Source organism: Peribacillus sp. NPDC097264, assembly GCF_050277925.1.
In the GTDB taxonomy this organism is placed as follows: domain Bacteria; phylum Bacillota; class Bacilli; order Bacillales; family DSM-1321; genus Peribacillus.
Genome location: NZ_JBNNSR010000006.1, coordinates 161,745 through 178,058 on the forward strand (window position 1 = coordinate 161,745; position 16,314 = coordinate 178,058).

Sequence of the window (16,314 nt, forward strand, 5' to 3'; positions counted from 1 at the left end):
TACTATTCATGAGTGATTTTTGTACAGGCTTCCTCTTTTTCTTCAACCTCTCTTTAGCTAAAGGATTACCAATTTAATAAAAGGCTCGAAATGACCGCAAGGATAAAAACTATAAAAAAGAACTCAAGATATAAACTGGTACCTATAGATTGGACACTTGAAAAAGAGTGTTTCATCTATAGGTATTTTTTTATATACTTAATTCTTATATATCGTGGAGTAGGGGATTTACTATGAGCAAAGTGACGTTTACAGATCAAGACATAAAAATACTTCAAAACAACCCTCATGTACAGCGTGTCAGTCAGGTAGCGATTACCTATACAGATGAGTTTAAACAAACATTTATTGAAGAATATTTAGCTGGTAAACTTCCTAGACAAATATTTGAAGAATATGGATTTGATGTCCATATCATTGGAATGAAACGGGTCGAACAATCAGCCTATAGATGGAAGAAGGCCTATGAAAAAGATGGATTAATGGACTGTCAGATTCCCGAAAAAACGCTTCAGGTAGGCCACTCAAACGAGAACTTACACAAGAGGAAATCATTCAAAGACAAGAAGCCAGAATTAAGCTGTTAGAAGGACAAGTAGAACTTTTAAAAAAGCTAGAAACGACAGAAAGGAGGCTGTTCAGCAGAAGCGAAAAACTCCAAACCAATCAGATATTTAAGTTGATACAAGAAACGATTGAGGAAAATGATTTTAAGAACCTGACGAAATACTTTTGTGACTTAACAGGGGTATCCCGTTCGGGATACTATAGCTTCTTGAAAGCTTCCAAACATCGATTAGAAAAGGAAGTAGTGGATAGAGAGGCTAAGGCCACAATCCTAAAGGCGTTTAACCGACATGGTTATAAGAAAGGTTCCCGTTCCATCAAAATGGTATTGGAGAATGAGTTCGGTATTGTTTATAGCCGGAAGAAGATTCAGCGGATTATGAGAAAGTATCAGATCGTTTGTCCATATAGAAAATCTAATCCGTATAAAAAGATCGCAAAAGCGACCAAGGAGCACCAAGTCGTGCCCAATCAGTTAAATCGGGAATTCAAGCAAGGAATCCCCGGGAAGGTATTATTAACGGATATTACTTATTTGCCATACGGAAATAAAGCGGTGGCTTATTTGTCTACCATAAAAGATGGTTCCACTAATGAACTTTTAGCCTATCATATTTCTGATCGAATCACGTTAGACATCGCCACAAAAACCATAGATAAATTAATGAGCAACAAGAAGATAGAACTACATAAAGATGCCTTTATTCATTCCGATCAAGGGTGTCATTATACAAGCCCTACCTATCAAAAGTTACTAAATAAATACGGGTTAGGACAATCGATGTCTAGACGCGGGAACTGTTGGGACAATGCGCCACAAGAATCTTTTTTTGGCCATTTGAAAGATGAAGTAGACTACGAGTCTTGTCAATCGTTAGAGGAATTGAAGGCTAAAATCAAACAGTATATGATTTACTATAACTATTCTCGATACCAATGGAATTTAAAGAAGATGACCCCCATTCAATATAGGAATCATCTTCTAGCTGCTTAACCTCTTTTTTTTATGTGTCCTTGACAAGGGTGCCAGTTCAATAATATCTTCTTTCCTTTTTTTCTTTTTTTCCTTCCATGCTCCGCCACCCAATAAATAAACAGACAAACATCGAAATAATACTATATCTCAGTAAAGAGAGGATATAGTCAAACACAGGTTTCGCCTGCGTAATAGTCCCTCCTTGCACATGGGTTACATCTTTATTACTAACTAATAAGATAGAAATGGCCAAACCAAGTAAGAATCCATAACTCGCCCATTTTCTAAGGACTTTTTCCATATCACTTTACCCTCCCTTCTTAACTCACCGCTTGTGCCGACTGAAATAAATCAATGGATTGACTATGCTGAAACCTATAATGACCAAGAAAATGTAGGTAGTCATCGCATCTCCGCCCAATCCAAGCTCATCGACAATGACTCCTTCGTAAAAGACCACTTGAGCAGAAACAATAATAGATAGTAGGGATAGGATGATGACCGTCGAAGCATGGATAAACGAATAGACCCTTTTTTGAAAAATAACCCCTATGAACAAAAGAAAGCCCATGATGACAAACGTAATGAGCATCGGCCTCAATAACGTAAAGACTCCATCTACTGCAAATGACTCGTATGTATACATATATACCTCCTCTATCAATCCATTGATTACATTATAAGGCTTAAGAGTGTCTATAGTTAATAAATTCCATAAAAACTCCTTGCGAATCAGTAGATAGCTTATACAGATTTACCAGCCACTTAACTATAAATAGTGGTTTTTTGCTGTATGTCTTGATTTTGAATCATTTCACTCGCAAACTAGCTCAAATTTCATACATTTCAAGGGATCATGACACTTTTTCATCAAAACCTTTTACATTCCATTCATTTATCGGTCAAATTGCAGGTTTTATCGGTCAAACTCGCCTATTTATCGGTCAATCTCGGCCTTTTATCGGTCAAATGCCCGGAACGAGATTTAACCTCTCAATCTTGCACAATTCAAAATACAAAAACAACCAAATCCCTTAAAACAAGGGATTTGTAATCACATCGAACCTCCCCGTTTTCTCCGAGTCCGTTACATGTATTAACAGTTCCTTGGTCCCTTTGCGGTGTTTTTCCGTTCCCTGCACGTAAGAATCCGTAACCGAACGAATTGTATACGTGAGATACAACAAGGAGGACAAACATGAAGAACATTATATGCATGATCATCACGGTTTCGATATTCATGATAGGATTAGCGATGCCGACTAAAGGTGAAGCTGCCCTTGGAGATCGTACGCTATCGCAAGGTACAAGCCATAGTGATGTAAAGGAATTACAAGAATCATTGCTGACAAAAGGGGTCTATCCCTATCATGAGGCAACCGGGTACTACGGTTCCATTACAAAAGAATCGGTGAAGGAATTCCAGGAAAAGTCGAACCTGAAAGCCGATGGAATAGCTGGTCTACAAACGAATCAAAAAATACAGGTTCTCCGCACGGGGGACATCGGTAAGCATGTGGCCGATTTGCAAAAATTATTGAAGGTGTGGGATGTATACACATCAACGGTTGATGGGATATTCGGCAGCGGGACAAAACAAGCCGTCTCCACATTTCAAAGACAAAAAGGATTGACTGCCGACGGAATTGCCGGGGCAAAAACCATGAGTAAGCTAGAAACGAAAGCCCATTCGGTTAGTAACAACTCGAAGACTTTGACGGTTTCAAGTACCGCTTACACGGCTAGCTGTACAGGTTGCTCGGGTATTACGAGAATGGGCGTAGATTTGAAGAAATATGATGATGCCAAAGTAATCGCCGTCGATCCAAGTGTGATTCCATTAGGTTCAACAGTGGAAGTGGAAGGCTATGGAAAAGCCCTAGCCGTCGATACTGGGGGAGCGATTAAAGGGAATAAGATCGATGTATTCATCCCTAAACAATCGGATGCCCTAATCTGGGGTAAAAAACAAGTCAAGGTGACAATAGTAGACTAATAATCTAGTAGTTATAACGACGAAAAGAGCATGGTATTATCCATGCTCTTTTCGTCATTTGCTAGTTTTATCAGAACTAACTCGCTTTTTTCAAACCCTTGGCCGCATCCCAAATCTCGTTGGCCCATTCAGGATGGTCGATGAATGGATTACGATTGTGCTGCCATTTTTCATAAATGACCTCGTTGCGGTTGCTCTCGAATTCATCAACTGGATCGAGTTCATTCCACTCCAAAAGCGTTGATAACTTTCCATGGAGCGGCTTTGGATACGTATTGACCGTATCCGATAACTCCAAATCAAGTTCGCCGTTTCCTTCATAGCGAACGGCCATATAAAACAACATGCGGGCGATATCGCCTTTAACATTGTCAGGTGGCTCCCATGAATCCGAATCAACCTTACAGTCACATCCGCTATAGCTTTTACCTCCATTGTCGAAATCCAGATGCCCTCGTTTACTATTCACCGACACATCTTCCGGACGAAGGTGATGAAGATCTGTCCCAGGACCTACGCTTGTCCCAAAATTCCCGTGGGATTTAGCCCAAACATGCTCACGGTTCCACTGTCCAGAATTCCCTCCATTCGAACTTTTCGAAATGGATTTGCCAGAGTACAGCAAGATGACATTCTTAGGGTTATCGGGATCTTCATCTGCATCCTTAATGCCATCCCATACTTGAGCATACGTCAACTTTGTCTGACTTTTGATGATGGTGTGTAGCGTCGCTTTCAACTCGTTGCCCGTTTTTCCGGACGCTTTTTGGTAATATGCTTCAAGTGGCTTATCCCCTGATACTATCAGGCTGAAACGAGCAATCACTTCTGAAGACTTGTCCTTTGCTGTTACAGCGACAATGTAATTTCCCACTTTATCGGTTGGAAGGGTCAATGTTGACCCTACTACTGAACCGAATGTAGACGAAAAGGTAAGTGAATCGTTATCGGGATCTTCAAAGTACTCACGTAAATTAAGAGTAACCGTCGAACCCACTTTTACATCTACATTTTCTATTTTCTTCTTTACAACTGGGGCTTTATTCTCCTTTGAAGCGAAAGGAGAAGCAATCGCTTCCCCTTTTGCATTCAAGAACTTGATTCCAGACGTATTGACACCTTCTTTCGCCGTCCATTTCTGAACATTTTCGGCGCCTCGGATTTCTTTGATATTGTCATTGTTAATGATGACTTCTTTTACCTCAGCTCCACCAAAGTCAATGATGGCACCTGCTTTGGTCGGCTCAAGGTTCACTCTTGTATTTTTCAAACCGGAACCCTGTAGTTTGGCCAAGTCACTCTTGATAAAGATGCCCTCTTCGATGGTAGAGTCCCCATCAAGATCGATCAAAACGCTCGGTGACGCAATCGTAAGTTTTTTTGTTTTGAACTTTGATAGATGGTACGTCTTTTCTGGAACGATAGGTTCTACTGCTCCTGACGCCGTTAAGTCCGTCCGAATCAATACAGGATCATGATCGCTTGCCCGTCCATGGGTTTCCATGAAGGATGAGTTAATATGGACGATGTCCACTTCTGTGGATTCTGCCATATTGTTGGATACAAGAATATGATCGAGTACTTGGGAATTTCCTTGGTATGTGTACGAGTAACGTTGTTCAAACGGTACTTTCTCGATCATATTGGTTAATTCTTTACCCTTTAACTCTTTAAGTGGTGCTGAGAATTCAAAGTCATTGAAATCCCCGAGCAATACAATATGTTCATCAGGATTTTCTTCCGTGATTCCTTTGACAAATTGATTGACGATGGACGCAATTTTTAGCCTTTGAACCTCACTTGATAGGACAGGTGGCTGATTTTTCCCGAATAAAGGTTGGTCACCGCCCTTGGAATTGAAATGGTTGGCGACGACGACTACACTTTCCCCTTTAAACTCAAACTGGGCAGCCAATGGCTTCCTACTTGAAGAAAAAGCCGAATTAGTAGGATCGATTCTACCAGGATTCAAGGTAAGCTTATCTCCTTTATACGCAACGGATTCCGTCGGCTTCCCTTTTGTTCCCTCAACTAATTTCACTCGGTCTGTATTATACAAAAAGCCTACGCGGATATTTCCACCAGGTGCCCCGCCATCCGCTTTATCTTCTGGAGCAATATCAATATATTGATAGGTTGGTCCACCTGATGCCTTGATTTTGTCGATCACTTTCTGTGCACTTTGCTTAGCATCCGTCGTACCGCTATCTGTTGCCCCGTCATTATCCTGCATTTCCGTCACGCCGATAATGTCTGGCGCTTTTAGATTCGTAACAATGGAATTTGCTATTATAGTAACCTTTGAATCAGCCGTTTGTGTCGAGAAATTCTCTATGTTATAAGACGCGATCGATAGTTTATCAGAATCTGCTGATAACGACGTCACTTCTCTGGCTGTTCCGCCATCCTGTAATGTCGGCAGCTTGTTTTTGTCCGTCAGCACTCTATAGTTGCTATAGCCGTAGCTGATTACTCCGGTAACATTACTAGTAAAGAAGTCTCCTGTTTTTGCGACGAATTTTTCATCATCCATATCCAGGGTGATTCTTTCTGGGTTGTAGTCTTCTTCCGTTACTTTGACTCCGCCCACTGCCGTATTTGTTTTCATATCTCCCGGAATCACAACCAGTTCACCATAATCTTGGGGAGCTACCACTTTCGGTTGATAGACTTCTACAAGCATTCCTTCTAAACTCTCATAAAAATCAATTCCGTCTTCTGTCGGTTCGAAATCAGTCAGTTGATCATCATCGATATTTTCAGAAGGTGGGATGACATCTTTGCCTATAACGATCGGTTTCGGAAGGGCTTGAGTACCCGTCTTTTTTATAGTCGTATTGGTCAATTCAGTCGTTGGCAGATCCGTCGTTTTCATTTCAGCGTAGCCCTCGACATACCATTCCACAACTTTACCATCCACCGAGACGGAATCTCCCGCTTTCAACCCATGCGCTTTGTTGTAGACAAGGATTCCTTCCGACGTCGTCAAATCTTTGTCCGGATTAGGATCTTGCATGTAAAAGTTATTGGCATCCTTTACATACGTGACGACACCTTCGACATTGGAGACGAGCTGATTTTCATACGGTGAAAAATGATTCATTCCTTGGATGTCACGAATCTTCAAATCATTCGTTTTCGTGACGATATAGGAAAATGTGAATACTTCAGATGTTTTGTCGTTCACGGCGATTGCCTTGATGTCTGTATCTTTCGTTAATGTAATCGGTCCTGTGTATAACGTGCTTGAAGAGGTCGGAGTAGAACCGTCTAACGTATAATGAATCTTTGCCCCTTCCCAGCCAGATTCAAGGGATATTTTTGTATTTTCACTGACAGTACCAGGATAAATATCCGTATACACAGCTGGTTTGTTCACCAATTCATAGTCTTCAAGCCCTCTTGGCTTAAGCTGATATGCATCATTGAATTGTGATGCGATTCCAGTGACGGAAATGAGGTCTCCTTCTTTAAAGCTCTTTTGGAAATCCTCATAACTTGAACCATTCCGATTATCATGGCGAACGAGTACGGAATGACCTTTCTCATCTATCGCTTTAAATTCGAATGTTCCGTATGTGCCAGAAGCAGCCAATTCAGTGATGGTCGCCTTTTCAATGGTAACTAGCTCTCCTTGTGTGGCCTCATTTACTCCTGCCGCATCGATTAATTGGGTTTCAGGAAGGGCATTCCCGGATGAAACCACTTCAAGGGATGTAGGTTGAATTTGCAATTCGTTATTATAAGCAGAGACCTTGCCGATTAATCGAACCTTATCTCCCTGCTTTACATCCGTTGTCCATGAAGTTCCATACACATAGAGTCCAGCGGTTTCGTCTTGGATGTAAAAGCCTTTTCCTCCCCAATAGCCAACCCCTGTCGTAACGATTCCTTCAATCTGCACCACATCTTCCGTATTCGCGCGTGCTTTTGCAAGGGAATCCAAAACCTTCACATCAGGTTGCTCCGGCGGGTTGCCACCATCGCTAATGAGTGTGTAAGCGGTTGGAGATTTCAGACCAGGAACACTGAAATAGGCTTCCAGTGACCCGGTAATCGTCACCTGTTTCTTGAGTAGCTCCGGGTGATCCACTAAATTCAAGGATGACCGAATGTTCCCGTTAGGTAGCTGAACCGGCATGATTTTTTTACTGTCGGTTTCATCCGGACTATCCGCGATTCCTATATTGGTATTTACGCTAAAAGGTGCTTTTTGGACATAGCTTGTACCACTAGTAGCTGTTCCTACGATATATCCTTTCACCATTTTACCTTTCCCACTGTTATTCGCGATGGCTTCCGCTACAGATAGGAACTCTTCCGCTTTTGCGACCGCTGCGTATGGCAAAATCGTTGATAGAACTAATAATATGGCAAAGAACATCTTACTTATCCCATTTTTCTTCAAGTACTCAACCCCTCCAGTTTTTCATTAAACCTTGGCAATGTTTCTGTTAATGAATCCTATATATTTCTTCTTATCTATTAAAAAATGGTGTCTCCCTTAACTGTGATGCCCGCCAGATTTACTCTTTTCCCATTCAGCCCCGATACATCCAAATCCCCTTCCACTGTCACATCTGAAATAGTAATGGTCTCTGAAGGAGTTCCAGTCAAGGTTAAATTACCTTTGACTACTATATTGTCCAAAGATGAGAGATTTGTAATATCCAACTCAGTATCACCCTCGTAAGTTTTGGTTGGATCTTCAGGTGTACCTGGTTCTGGATTTGGTGTATTTCCAGAAACGTCCTTAATCCGTCCCTCGATGGCTGGGTTGACCGTTTTTAACTGACTTACGTAATCCGCAAGGTTCTCCCAATCAGGAAGGCCGATATCCGTCACCCTTCCTTCTTCATAGGCTTTTGCGAAGACTGTAAAGCCGTCTCCCCCCTTAGCCGTAAAGGCATTGGTGGCTACAGTGTATTGCTTGGTTTTATCCAATTCGCTATACGTTCCATCTTGGCCTTTTACTTCAACCTTTTGTACACGTTGACCCGCATCCTTCGTGCTGTCATAGGTGAACTTCATGCCAGAAACATGTAGGAAACCGCCACTCTCTCTCGGTGCCTGGCTCACGCTATGCTCCAACGCTTGGGTTATTTCCTCACCCGTTAGCTTCATTGTCGCCAGTGTATTGCCAAACGGTAAAACGGTCAGGATATCCCCTAATGTGATGTCACCCTGATCGATTCCAGCACGGATGCCTCCACCATTTTGGAAAGCGATGACCGTGTCTTTATTAAATTCCTTTGCTTTCGTCAGCATGGCATCGGTGATCAAGTTTCCTAATTCCGTTTCATTTTTACGGACACTTGGTTTCGTGACGTCACCTGAGTCACGCGGACTGGCCATTTCCTTCACTGCGGTTGCGCCCGTAGTAGTTTCTTTTACCTCTTTAATCTTCTTGGAGTAGGTTTCCAACTTCTTGGCCGCTTCTGCATCATCCTGTTTATCGGCTAGTTTGATCAATTGTCCCGCTTGCCCTATTATTTTCCCTTTACTATCAAATTCCACATCGAGTGTGCCTAGATAATCACTATATTGATAAGCTTGAACAATCAGGGTCGGATCCTTCGTTTTTCCTTTTTCATCCTTACTGATCACGACTGGTGCATCTAACTCCGTATGGCTATGTCCACCGACGATCACATCAATCCCTTTCACCTTAGCCGCCAGCGTTAAATCATTATCATATTCGGCATTGTCATCATAGCCCAGATGGGAGATGGCGACGATTTTATTCACGCCCATGCCTTCGAAGGCTTTCACGGCTTTTTCTGCTTCTTTCAGATAGTTCTCGAATACGATACTTCCAGGGCTTGAAATGTCTTTCGTTTCTTCTGTCGTCAGGCCAAAGAACCCGACCTTCTCACCATCGATTTCCTTCACGATGCCATTGTAGATTTTTCCTTTTTCAGGCTCACTTGAATACAAATCCGAGAATAACCCTTTAAATTTATCATCTTTGGAAAAGTCCACATTCGAACTGACAAATGGGAACTTGGCGCCTTTAATAAAGTCCGCCAATGCTTGATGGCCTTCTTCACTTGACCCTAAATCAAACTCATGATTCCCGAATGTCATCACGTCATACTTCATTAAATTCATGAATTGAAGATCGGCCTGACCCTTGAATTCATTGAAATACAAGGTTCCTGAGAATACATCACCTGCATCAATCAAAAGCGCCTTTGGCTTGCTTGCCCTTACTTCCTTAACGGCAGTCACCCGTTTGGCCACGTTATCCAAATGAGCATGCGTGTCATTCGTATGCATTAAAGATAGGTTGAATTGAAGCCCTTGTTCAGCTTTTGCGACCAACTTGTCCGCTGCGGCAATCCTTGCTTGGAAAGCCTTGATATCCGCTTTATTGATTCCAGTCAAATCAATAGCCGCTTTCGCTTGTTTTGCCGCGTTGATCTGTGCTCTCGTCTTAAGTGGCCCCTTTGCCAGCTTTTCGTACGCACTTACTTTCTTTTCTATTGCTTTTTTCTTTTCGGCATATTTCTTTTCGGCTTTTAGGGCCGCTTCATATTTTCCGTTTACTTTCTTCGCGTATGCATGGATGGCCTTACCGAGCTTCGATGTTTTGCTTACCTTTTTCAACTGGCCTGAAACGGCGTTCATCCGTTTGGCAGCCGTTTTCAAGTCCCCTTTAGCGATCCAATACTCGGCCTTTTCATAGTAATACGGAACTTTAAGATCCCCGTTTAAGGATTTTTTCGTTGCCTTGGTGAACTTATCGTATAGAAGGGCTTCAATCTTGGCGCCGTACACGGTATCTTTAATGTCCTTTTCGGCCTTTTTCACGGCTGTATCCAGTGCATTATATTTTTTCTTAACTTCCGTCGGTTTTTGGGCGATGACGGAATTCGTCAGAGACTTAAGTGCTTTATTATGGGCCGCCTTAGCCTTTTCCGCCTTTTGATAGCCTTTCACATAACCCTCTGCCCGTGTTATGTATTTATCATAGGACTTGATTTCCTTAAGCTTTGCATCTTTTTGTTTTTTCGTTAAGGTTGACTTTTTAATCGAAGCGGTTATGTCTTTTTTCGCCTGTTTGGCTGCTTTGGTTTGTTTCTTGATGGTGGATACGGAAGCGAGTTTAGAAGAGTAGAAGTACGTGTCGAATGGCTTTTTGATGGTGGCCTTGGCTGTCTTGATTTTACTGTTTAAGCTTGTTGTTGCAGCATCCGTTTGCACAGGTGCCACTGCGACGATTGTTGATGCGGCCAGTACGGTGGCTGACGCTAATTGAATCATTTTCTTTTTCCCCATAAAAAATAATTCCTCCCCATTCTATTTCTATGCCGATATAAGGTTTCATTAGCATGCCCACCAAGGATACAAGGCAAAACATGCTTTTAAAAAAACAGAAGTTATCCAGCATATACCTTAATCACAAATCCGTTTTTCTAGATATGTGTACAACCTATAATACAACAGAATATTCCAAAATTACATAAAATCTATTATTTTTTATACAATATTTACATTTTTTATAACTTGAAGAATATTGCTTCCGGCACCTTTCCACATCCCTTTACAAAATTCAGCTCCCACCGCCACAACAATTTCTATAGTAAAAAAGCGATTCCTCTATATGAAGAATCGCCCGTTAAATCTGTACCTATTATAGAACCGCTTCCATGATCCTCCAGTTAGCAAGAAGCAGACAAATGACGATGCCCGTTTTGATGATATTCACCATCAGCCTATTGTACGTTACCTCCTTGTCTTTATCTTCACTTTTATAGATTCGTAAGTTGATGGAATCAGGATACCTTTCAACAAGGCTAAACACACCAAAAGCCAATAGCCCGATTAATGGCAGACCTAAAATGCTTTTCTTATCTCCCCATTGGGATACGGCACCCGATGGATCAAAACTCATAGGGATGCTATTCGGTAGAACCGGCCACTTTAAAAATATGTATACAAACATCATGATAAGTAGAATCATCGAAACACTATCTAATAAACTCTCAACGAATGTTTTTTTAGTTGTTACTTGTTGCTTTACCATGTTCTCCTCACCTTCTTAACATAGCCAATTCCTTTGCCAGGATGGAAGGACGGAATTTCTTTTGATGAAAGAACTCCCTTAACTCTTCCGGAGTCTGATAGGAAAGCCTGATATGGTAGTAATTGATATGTTCAATGATGGCGAATGCATAAAGAAAGATGAACCAATAATGACCGACCGAAAAAAAGATGAATTGATAAACGGCTACGAGTAATCCTATCAAGATCAGAACAATGTTAATCTTTTTAAACGCACGGAAAATACGTAGTTGAGCAGAAGGCAGCCCGACGAACTTCTTTTGCTTCGCTTGTTTCCATTTCAGAAACCAATAGAGGCTCCCTTGAAGCAGGATGAACTCCAGCACAACAAAGGCATAGATAGGGGGAAATGAAATCAAGTAAGGATCCGCCCATTTCTGTTGCTGAATGAATAACAACCACAAAGCGGCAAAAAGGACCGTTGCCGTCAACTCCCCCGTCCATAAACTGTATAATTTCCGGTTCGCTTTTTTTTGCATCTAATTCCCCCTGTATACATTCGAATATTTTTTTCTATCAATTCTCTCTTCATACTTCTCTAAAAAACAAAATAATCCTTCCAGGCATCCCTCATGACTACCAATTTCATATGGGTATCCTTGAGCCTTTTATTAAAAAACCATGACAAATCGATAAGCTAACTTGTCCGAAGTCGCATTAACTATATAAACCAGTAGAAAAGAGGTGAATTACATGTCTGATTCTGTGTCCATTCCTAGACCTCCTGATGTAGTGACGATACTATGGGAAAGAAATCCTTTAAGGCCTCACTCTTCTCGTACAATTGTAGAAGCTACAGTCATTGGAAACGCTGATTCCTGCAAGCTATCAACAGGTAAGTCCTACCGGAAAGCTGTAAATTGTCTACTATCAAATGATTTTGTAAGGGTTTCGAATACCTGTTTGGGAGTTTTCGGGGTTTCCGTCTACGTCCGAAAATTCTAGTATATTTTATATAAGAGAGACGATATTGGACTGAAGTGGATAGGTAAAAGGTTCAGGCCAAGCGTGATAACCTGAACCTTTTCCTACTTATATTACTGAAGAATTTTGTCGAAAAATCGATATAATGGCAAAATCCGAAGATATATGAGACGATTACGAAGATAAAATTGCCTTTTCGTAGATAAATGTTGAAATAAGCTATATATCGTAAAAACCACATGAACCTAATCATGTGGTTTTTACGATATTATTTATATTTTGGAATTTCAATGTTTAGATTATAGGAATCTAATAAACTATATAGATTATAAATCTGTTTTACTTGCTTCACGGCCCAGCCGATATCTGTTGCATATTGGTGTGTGGCATATCCATAACTGCTAGCCCCAGCAGGATTCCATCTCATTTTATATAAGGTGTCCTGACCTGTGGAGATATACCCTTTGGCGATGAATTCTGCACCACCTATGATGGCAGCTTCAGGAGTGAACCAGCCTGCATTATAGGCATACTGCGCGCCACTGCTTACTGCCGTTCCATCATACGCGCCTATTCCATACATATTATAGACCGTCTTTCCATTCACCATAACGCCTGTTGCTAATGGTGAAGTCCCTTTGCCCGTTTCCAATAATGCGTGTGAAATAAGATAAATATCATTGACTCCATATTTATCCCCTGCCGTCATGAAGGTGGCTGCTTGTCCTTCTAAAATCCCTTTGCCGGATAGGATTCTACTATTCACTTCGGCAGCGTTCAGGTTCGCACTTTGAGAGAGTTTAACAAATTGAAACGAGTTAACTGGATCATCCACGAAATTATCTGGATTCAGATGATATTTCACATCTTCTGGACTCGCATTGACCCAGGTTTTATTGATATCGACTTCATACCAGTAATAACCGTCAGAGCCTTTCACCTTCGATTTGATTGTAAGGGACTGATTATTGCTAACGGAACCGACTACCCAGTTATCCGGACCGGCTCCTCCCCGTACTCGCCAGCCCGATCCATTGACCGTACCTTTCGTGGAAGAGGTCAAAATAATACCGTCTTCACGTATGTAGGTTTGGTAGCTTTTATCCGTTTGGGCATTGACGGCCATCTGCAAATCTACCATCTTGTCGATCGTCAGGCCATATTCTGTATAATTCTTAATGACCGTTCCAGGAGCATTGCCTGGAGTTTCTGCAGCTGTGTTAACTAAATACTGTGAGCTCACATATCCCGTTTTCCCATTGGCTGAAACCTTTGCCCAACCATCAGATTCAGAATACACCGTTACCGCCGTATTATTGGCAAGCATTGCCACGATAGAGGCAGACGTTGAGGCTGCGGATCGCATGTTCAAATTAGATCCATCGTTCACCTTCACGAATTTAATGAGCGTGTTTTCTTCAATAGGAGGGGTAGGTTCAGGCTTTTCATCTTTCGAATTTGGCTTGGTCGTTGAAAGATATTGCGAGCTAACATAGCCTTCTCCACCATATACTTCAATATTTGACCAGCCATTCGATTCAGAAAGAACGGTAACCTCTACACCCTTCGCCAATTTCACAATGATGGAGGCGGTTTCTGTCGGTTTATTCCGTACATTGAGTGTACCTGAGCTTACATTTACATATTTTATCTCTTTGACAGTTGGTTCCACTACAGGTGTTGAGCTTGGCTTTGTTGTGGAAAGGTAGGTTGTATTCACATAGCCTTCCTTATTGTTCGCTTTGATTTTTGCCCAACCGTTGGACTCCGAATACACTGTTACCTTTGTCCCTTTCGTTAGCTCGGTGACGATGGCCGCGCTTGCGGAACCACTTTTCCGCATATTCAGCGTACCTGAACTTACATTCACGTATTTTGTCGTCGTCTTAACCGGAGTGGACGCTGGTTTGGCCGTGACTGGTTTCGTTGTGGAAAGGTAGGCTGTATTCACATAGCCTTCCTTATTGTTCGCTTTAATCTTCGCCCAGCCTTTTGACTCTGAATACACCGTTACTTTGGTGCCTTTGGTTAATTCCGTGACAATTTTCGCGCTCGCGGATCCACTTTTCCGCATATTCAGCGTACCTGAGCTCACATTCACGTATTTTGTCATCGTCTTAACCGGAGTGGACGCTGGTTTGGCCGTGACTGGTTTCGTTGTGGAAAGGAAGGCTGTATTCACATAGCCTTCCTTATTATTCGCTTTGATCTTCGCCCAGCCTTTTGACTCTGAATACACCGTGACTTTAGTGCCTTTGGTTAATTCAGTGACTATTTTCGCGCTCGCCGAACCACTTTTCCGCATATTCAGCGTACCTGAACTCACATTCACGTATTTTGTCGTCGTCTTGACGGTGGTGGAAGCCTTAGTTGCCGTTGCTGGCTTCTTTGTGGAAAGATAGGCTGTATTCACATAGCCTTCCTTATTGTTCGCTTTGATCTTCGCCCAGCCTTTTGACTCCGAATACACCGTTACCTTCGTGCCCTTGCTTAGCGTCGTGACTATTTTCGCACTCGCGGAACCACTTTTCCTCATATTCAGCGTACCTGAACTCACATTCACGTATTTTGTCGTCGTTTTGACGGTCGCAGTAACTGCTTGCTTAACCGCTCCTGGCTTTTTTGTGGAAAGGTAGGCTGTATTCACATAGCCTTCCTTATTGTTCGCTTTGATCTTCGCCCAGCCTTTTGACTCCGAATACACCGTTACCTTGGTACCCTTGCTTAGCGTCGTGACAATTTTCGCACTCGCGGAACCACTTTTCCTCATATTCAGCGTACCTGAACTCACATTCACGTATTTTGTCGTCGTTTTGACGGTTGCAGTTACTGCTTGCTTGACCGCTCCTGGCTTTTTCGTGGAAAGGTAGGCCGTACTTACATACCCTTCTTTTCCATTCGCTTTAACTTTAGCCCAACCTTTGGATTCCGAATAGACGGCTACCTTCGTGCCTTTACTTAGCTTCGCCACTACGGCTGCGCTTTCCTTACCGCTTTTTCGCATATTCAGTGATCCTGAGTTCACATTCACATATTTTGTCGTTTCTATCGTTTTTTGTTCGGCTGATAGTGGAGCTGCAGATATATGTTCTTCAAAAGCAACAGTACTCAATACTGCGAAACAGAAAGTCGGTATAAGTAACTTTTTCATATCATTCTCCCTACTAAAGTATTATTTTTGTTACATTATTTTAAATATCGGTTAGAATTAGTATTCTGATATAGGTATTTTAAACTATTTTTATGACATAATTGTGTATTTATCTAAGATTATGACTATTGTTAAGTTCTTTTAATCTAATAGTAAAATAATTAATATTTATGTAACATAATTGAAACGATAGTATTTTAAGGTATATGGTTCATCCATCAAAAAGGAATGTCATGTAAGCAAGGTTCTTGAAAATATTTGTAGAATAATAAGTTGAGGAAAGAAAAAAGTATTTCCATTAATAAGGAGGTTGCATATGAAAAAGATCTTCCATTTTTTAGGCGTGGTTGCCGTATTGGCTGCTTGTTCGAATAGTGATGCGAAATATGGTGGAGCACCTTTGAATATTGCAGTAATTGGCGAAACACCTGAATTTAAAAATAATAATTCTCATACGACCATTTATTTACATGATGATCATGCAAATAAAGAGGATGCTTGGTATTTTTATGTAGACGATAAAAAGAACATTGACCAACTTTATACCGATCTCTTCAAAAAAATCGAGGAGGTATAAACAAAAGAAAAATGCCACTTTAGTGGGGAACATTTTAATTCGTTACATCGACTATA

Annotated in this window: 10 protein-coding genes; 3 read left to right on the forward strand and 7 right to left on the reverse strand. The window is 41.5% G+C overall.

Annotated features, from left to right (window positions below; all coding sequences use genetic code 11):
• Positions 1–233 precede the first annotated feature (233 nt).
• A protein-coding gene (locus ACQKL0_RS11275) for an IS3 family transposase (protein ID WP_427687636.1) occupies positions 234–1,561 on the forward strand; the annotation gives its coding sequence in 2 pieces (ribosomal slippage) (positions 234–480 and positions 480–1,561; 1,329 coding nt in all).
• Positions 1,562–1,598: 37 nt separating this feature from the next.
• Here ACQKL0_RS11275 and ACQKL0_RS11280 read toward each other — a convergent pair.
• Positions 1,599–1,844 carry a hypothetical protein gene (locus ACQKL0_RS11280; protein ID WP_427687638.1) on the reverse strand — a complete coding sequence of 82 codons (246 nt, stop codon included), beginning with the start codon at positions 1,842–1,844 and terminating at the stop codon, positions 1,599–1,601.
• A gap of 24 nt (positions 1,845–1,868) precedes the next feature.
• On the reverse strand, positions 1,869–2,189 hold the full coding sequence (locus ACQKL0_RS11285) for a hypothetical protein (protein ID WP_427687640.1): 321 nt from the start codon (positions 2,187–2,189) through the stop codon (positions 1,869–1,871).
• A 552-nt stretch (positions 2,190–2,741) separates the two neighbouring features.
• Here ACQKL0_RS11285 and ACQKL0_RS11290 point away from each other — a divergent pair.
• Positions 2,742–3,539: a peptidoglycan-binding protein gene (locus ACQKL0_RS11290; RefSeq protein WP_427687642.1), complete on the forward strand. Its 798-nt coding sequence runs from the start codon at positions 2,742–2,744 to the stop codon at positions 3,537–3,539.
• Between the two features lie 76 nt (positions 3,540–3,615).
• Here ACQKL0_RS11290 and ACQKL0_RS11295 read toward each other — a convergent pair whose 3' ends face one another.
• The 5 genes from ACQKL0_RS11295 to ACQKL0_RS11315 all read right to left on the reverse strand — a co-directional run bounded on the left by ACQKL0_RS11295 (position 3,616) and on the right by ACQKL0_RS11315 (position 15,681).
• Complete coding sequence (locus tag ACQKL0_RS11295) at positions 3,616–7,947, reverse strand: endonuclease (RefSeq protein WP_427687644.1); 4,332 nt, start codon at positions 7,945–7,947, stop codon at positions 3,616–3,618.
• A 77-nt stretch (positions 7,948–8,024) separates the two neighbouring features.
• The gene (locus ACQKL0_RS11300; protein ID WP_427687646.1) at positions 8,025–10,820 is read right to left on the reverse strand and encodes a 5'-nucleotidase C-terminal domain-containing protein; all 2,796 of its coding nucleotides are present in this window, start codon (positions 10,818–10,820) and stop codon (positions 8,025–8,027) included.
• Between the two features lie 355 nt (positions 10,821–11,175).
• Positions 11,176–11,568 carry a DUF1648 domain-containing protein gene (locus ACQKL0_RS11305; RefSeq protein WP_427687648.1) on the reverse strand — a complete coding sequence of 131 codons (393 nt, stop codon included), beginning with the start codon at positions 11,566–11,568 and terminating at the stop codon, positions 11,176–11,178.
• A 7-nt stretch (positions 11,569–11,575) separates the two neighbouring features.
• Positions 11,576–12,085 carry a hypothetical protein gene (locus ACQKL0_RS11310; RefSeq protein WP_427687650.1) on the reverse strand — a complete coding sequence of 170 codons (510 nt, stop codon included), beginning with the start codon at positions 12,083–12,085 and terminating at the stop codon, positions 11,576–11,578.
• A 713-nt stretch (positions 12,086–12,798) separates the two neighbouring features.
• The gene (locus ACQKL0_RS11315) at positions 12,799–15,681 is read right to left on the reverse strand and encodes an SH3 domain-containing protein (RefSeq protein WP_427687652.1); all 2,883 of its coding nucleotides are present in this window, start codon (positions 15,679–15,681) and stop codon (positions 12,799–12,801) included.
• Between the two features lie 316 nt (positions 15,682–15,997).
• Here ACQKL0_RS11315 and ACQKL0_RS11320 point away from each other — a divergent pair, with 316 nt between their 5' ends.
• Entirely contained in the window at positions 15,998–16,258 is a 261-nt protein-coding gene (locus ACQKL0_RS11320) for a membrane lipoprotein lipid attachment site-containing protein (RefSeq protein ID WP_427687654.1), read from the forward strand.
• Positions 16,259–16,314 lie beyond the last annotated feature (56 nt).

Excerpts from the sequence above, each read along its gene's own strand:
- ACQKL0_RS11280 (WP_427687638.1), bottom strand. The coding sequence starts at position 1,844 with ATGGAAAAAGTCCTTAGAAAATGGGCGAGTTATGGATTCTTACTTGGT.
- ACQKL0_RS11285 (WP_427687640.1), bottom strand. The coding sequence starts at position 2,189 with ATGTATACATACGAGTCATTTGCAGTAGATGGAGTCTTTACGTTATTG.
- ACQKL0_RS11300 (WP_427687646.1), bottom strand. The coding sequence starts at position 10,820 with ATGGGGAAAAAGAAAATGATTCAATTAGCGTCAGCCACCGTACTGGCC.
- ACQKL0_RS11310 (WP_427687650.1), bottom strand. The coding sequence starts at position 12,085 with ATGCAAAAAAAAGCGAACCGGAAATTATACAGTTTATGGACGGGGGAG.
- ACQKL0_RS11315 (WP_427687652.1), bottom strand. The coding sequence starts at position 15,681 with ATGAAAAAGTTACTTATACCGACTTTCTGTTTCGCAGTATTGAGTACT.
- ACQKL0_RS11290 (WP_427687642.1), top strand. The coding sequence starts at position 2,742 with ATGAAGAACATTATATGCATGATCATCACGGTTTCGATATTCATGATA.
- ACQKL0_RS11305 (WP_427687648.1), bottom strand. The coding sequence starts at position 11,568 with ATGGTAAAGCAACAAGTAACAACTAAAAAAACATTCGTTGAGAGTTTA.
- ACQKL0_RS11320 (WP_427687654.1), top strand. The coding sequence starts at position 15,998 with ATGAAAAAGATCTTCCATTTTTTAGGCGTGGTTGCCGTATTGGCTGCT.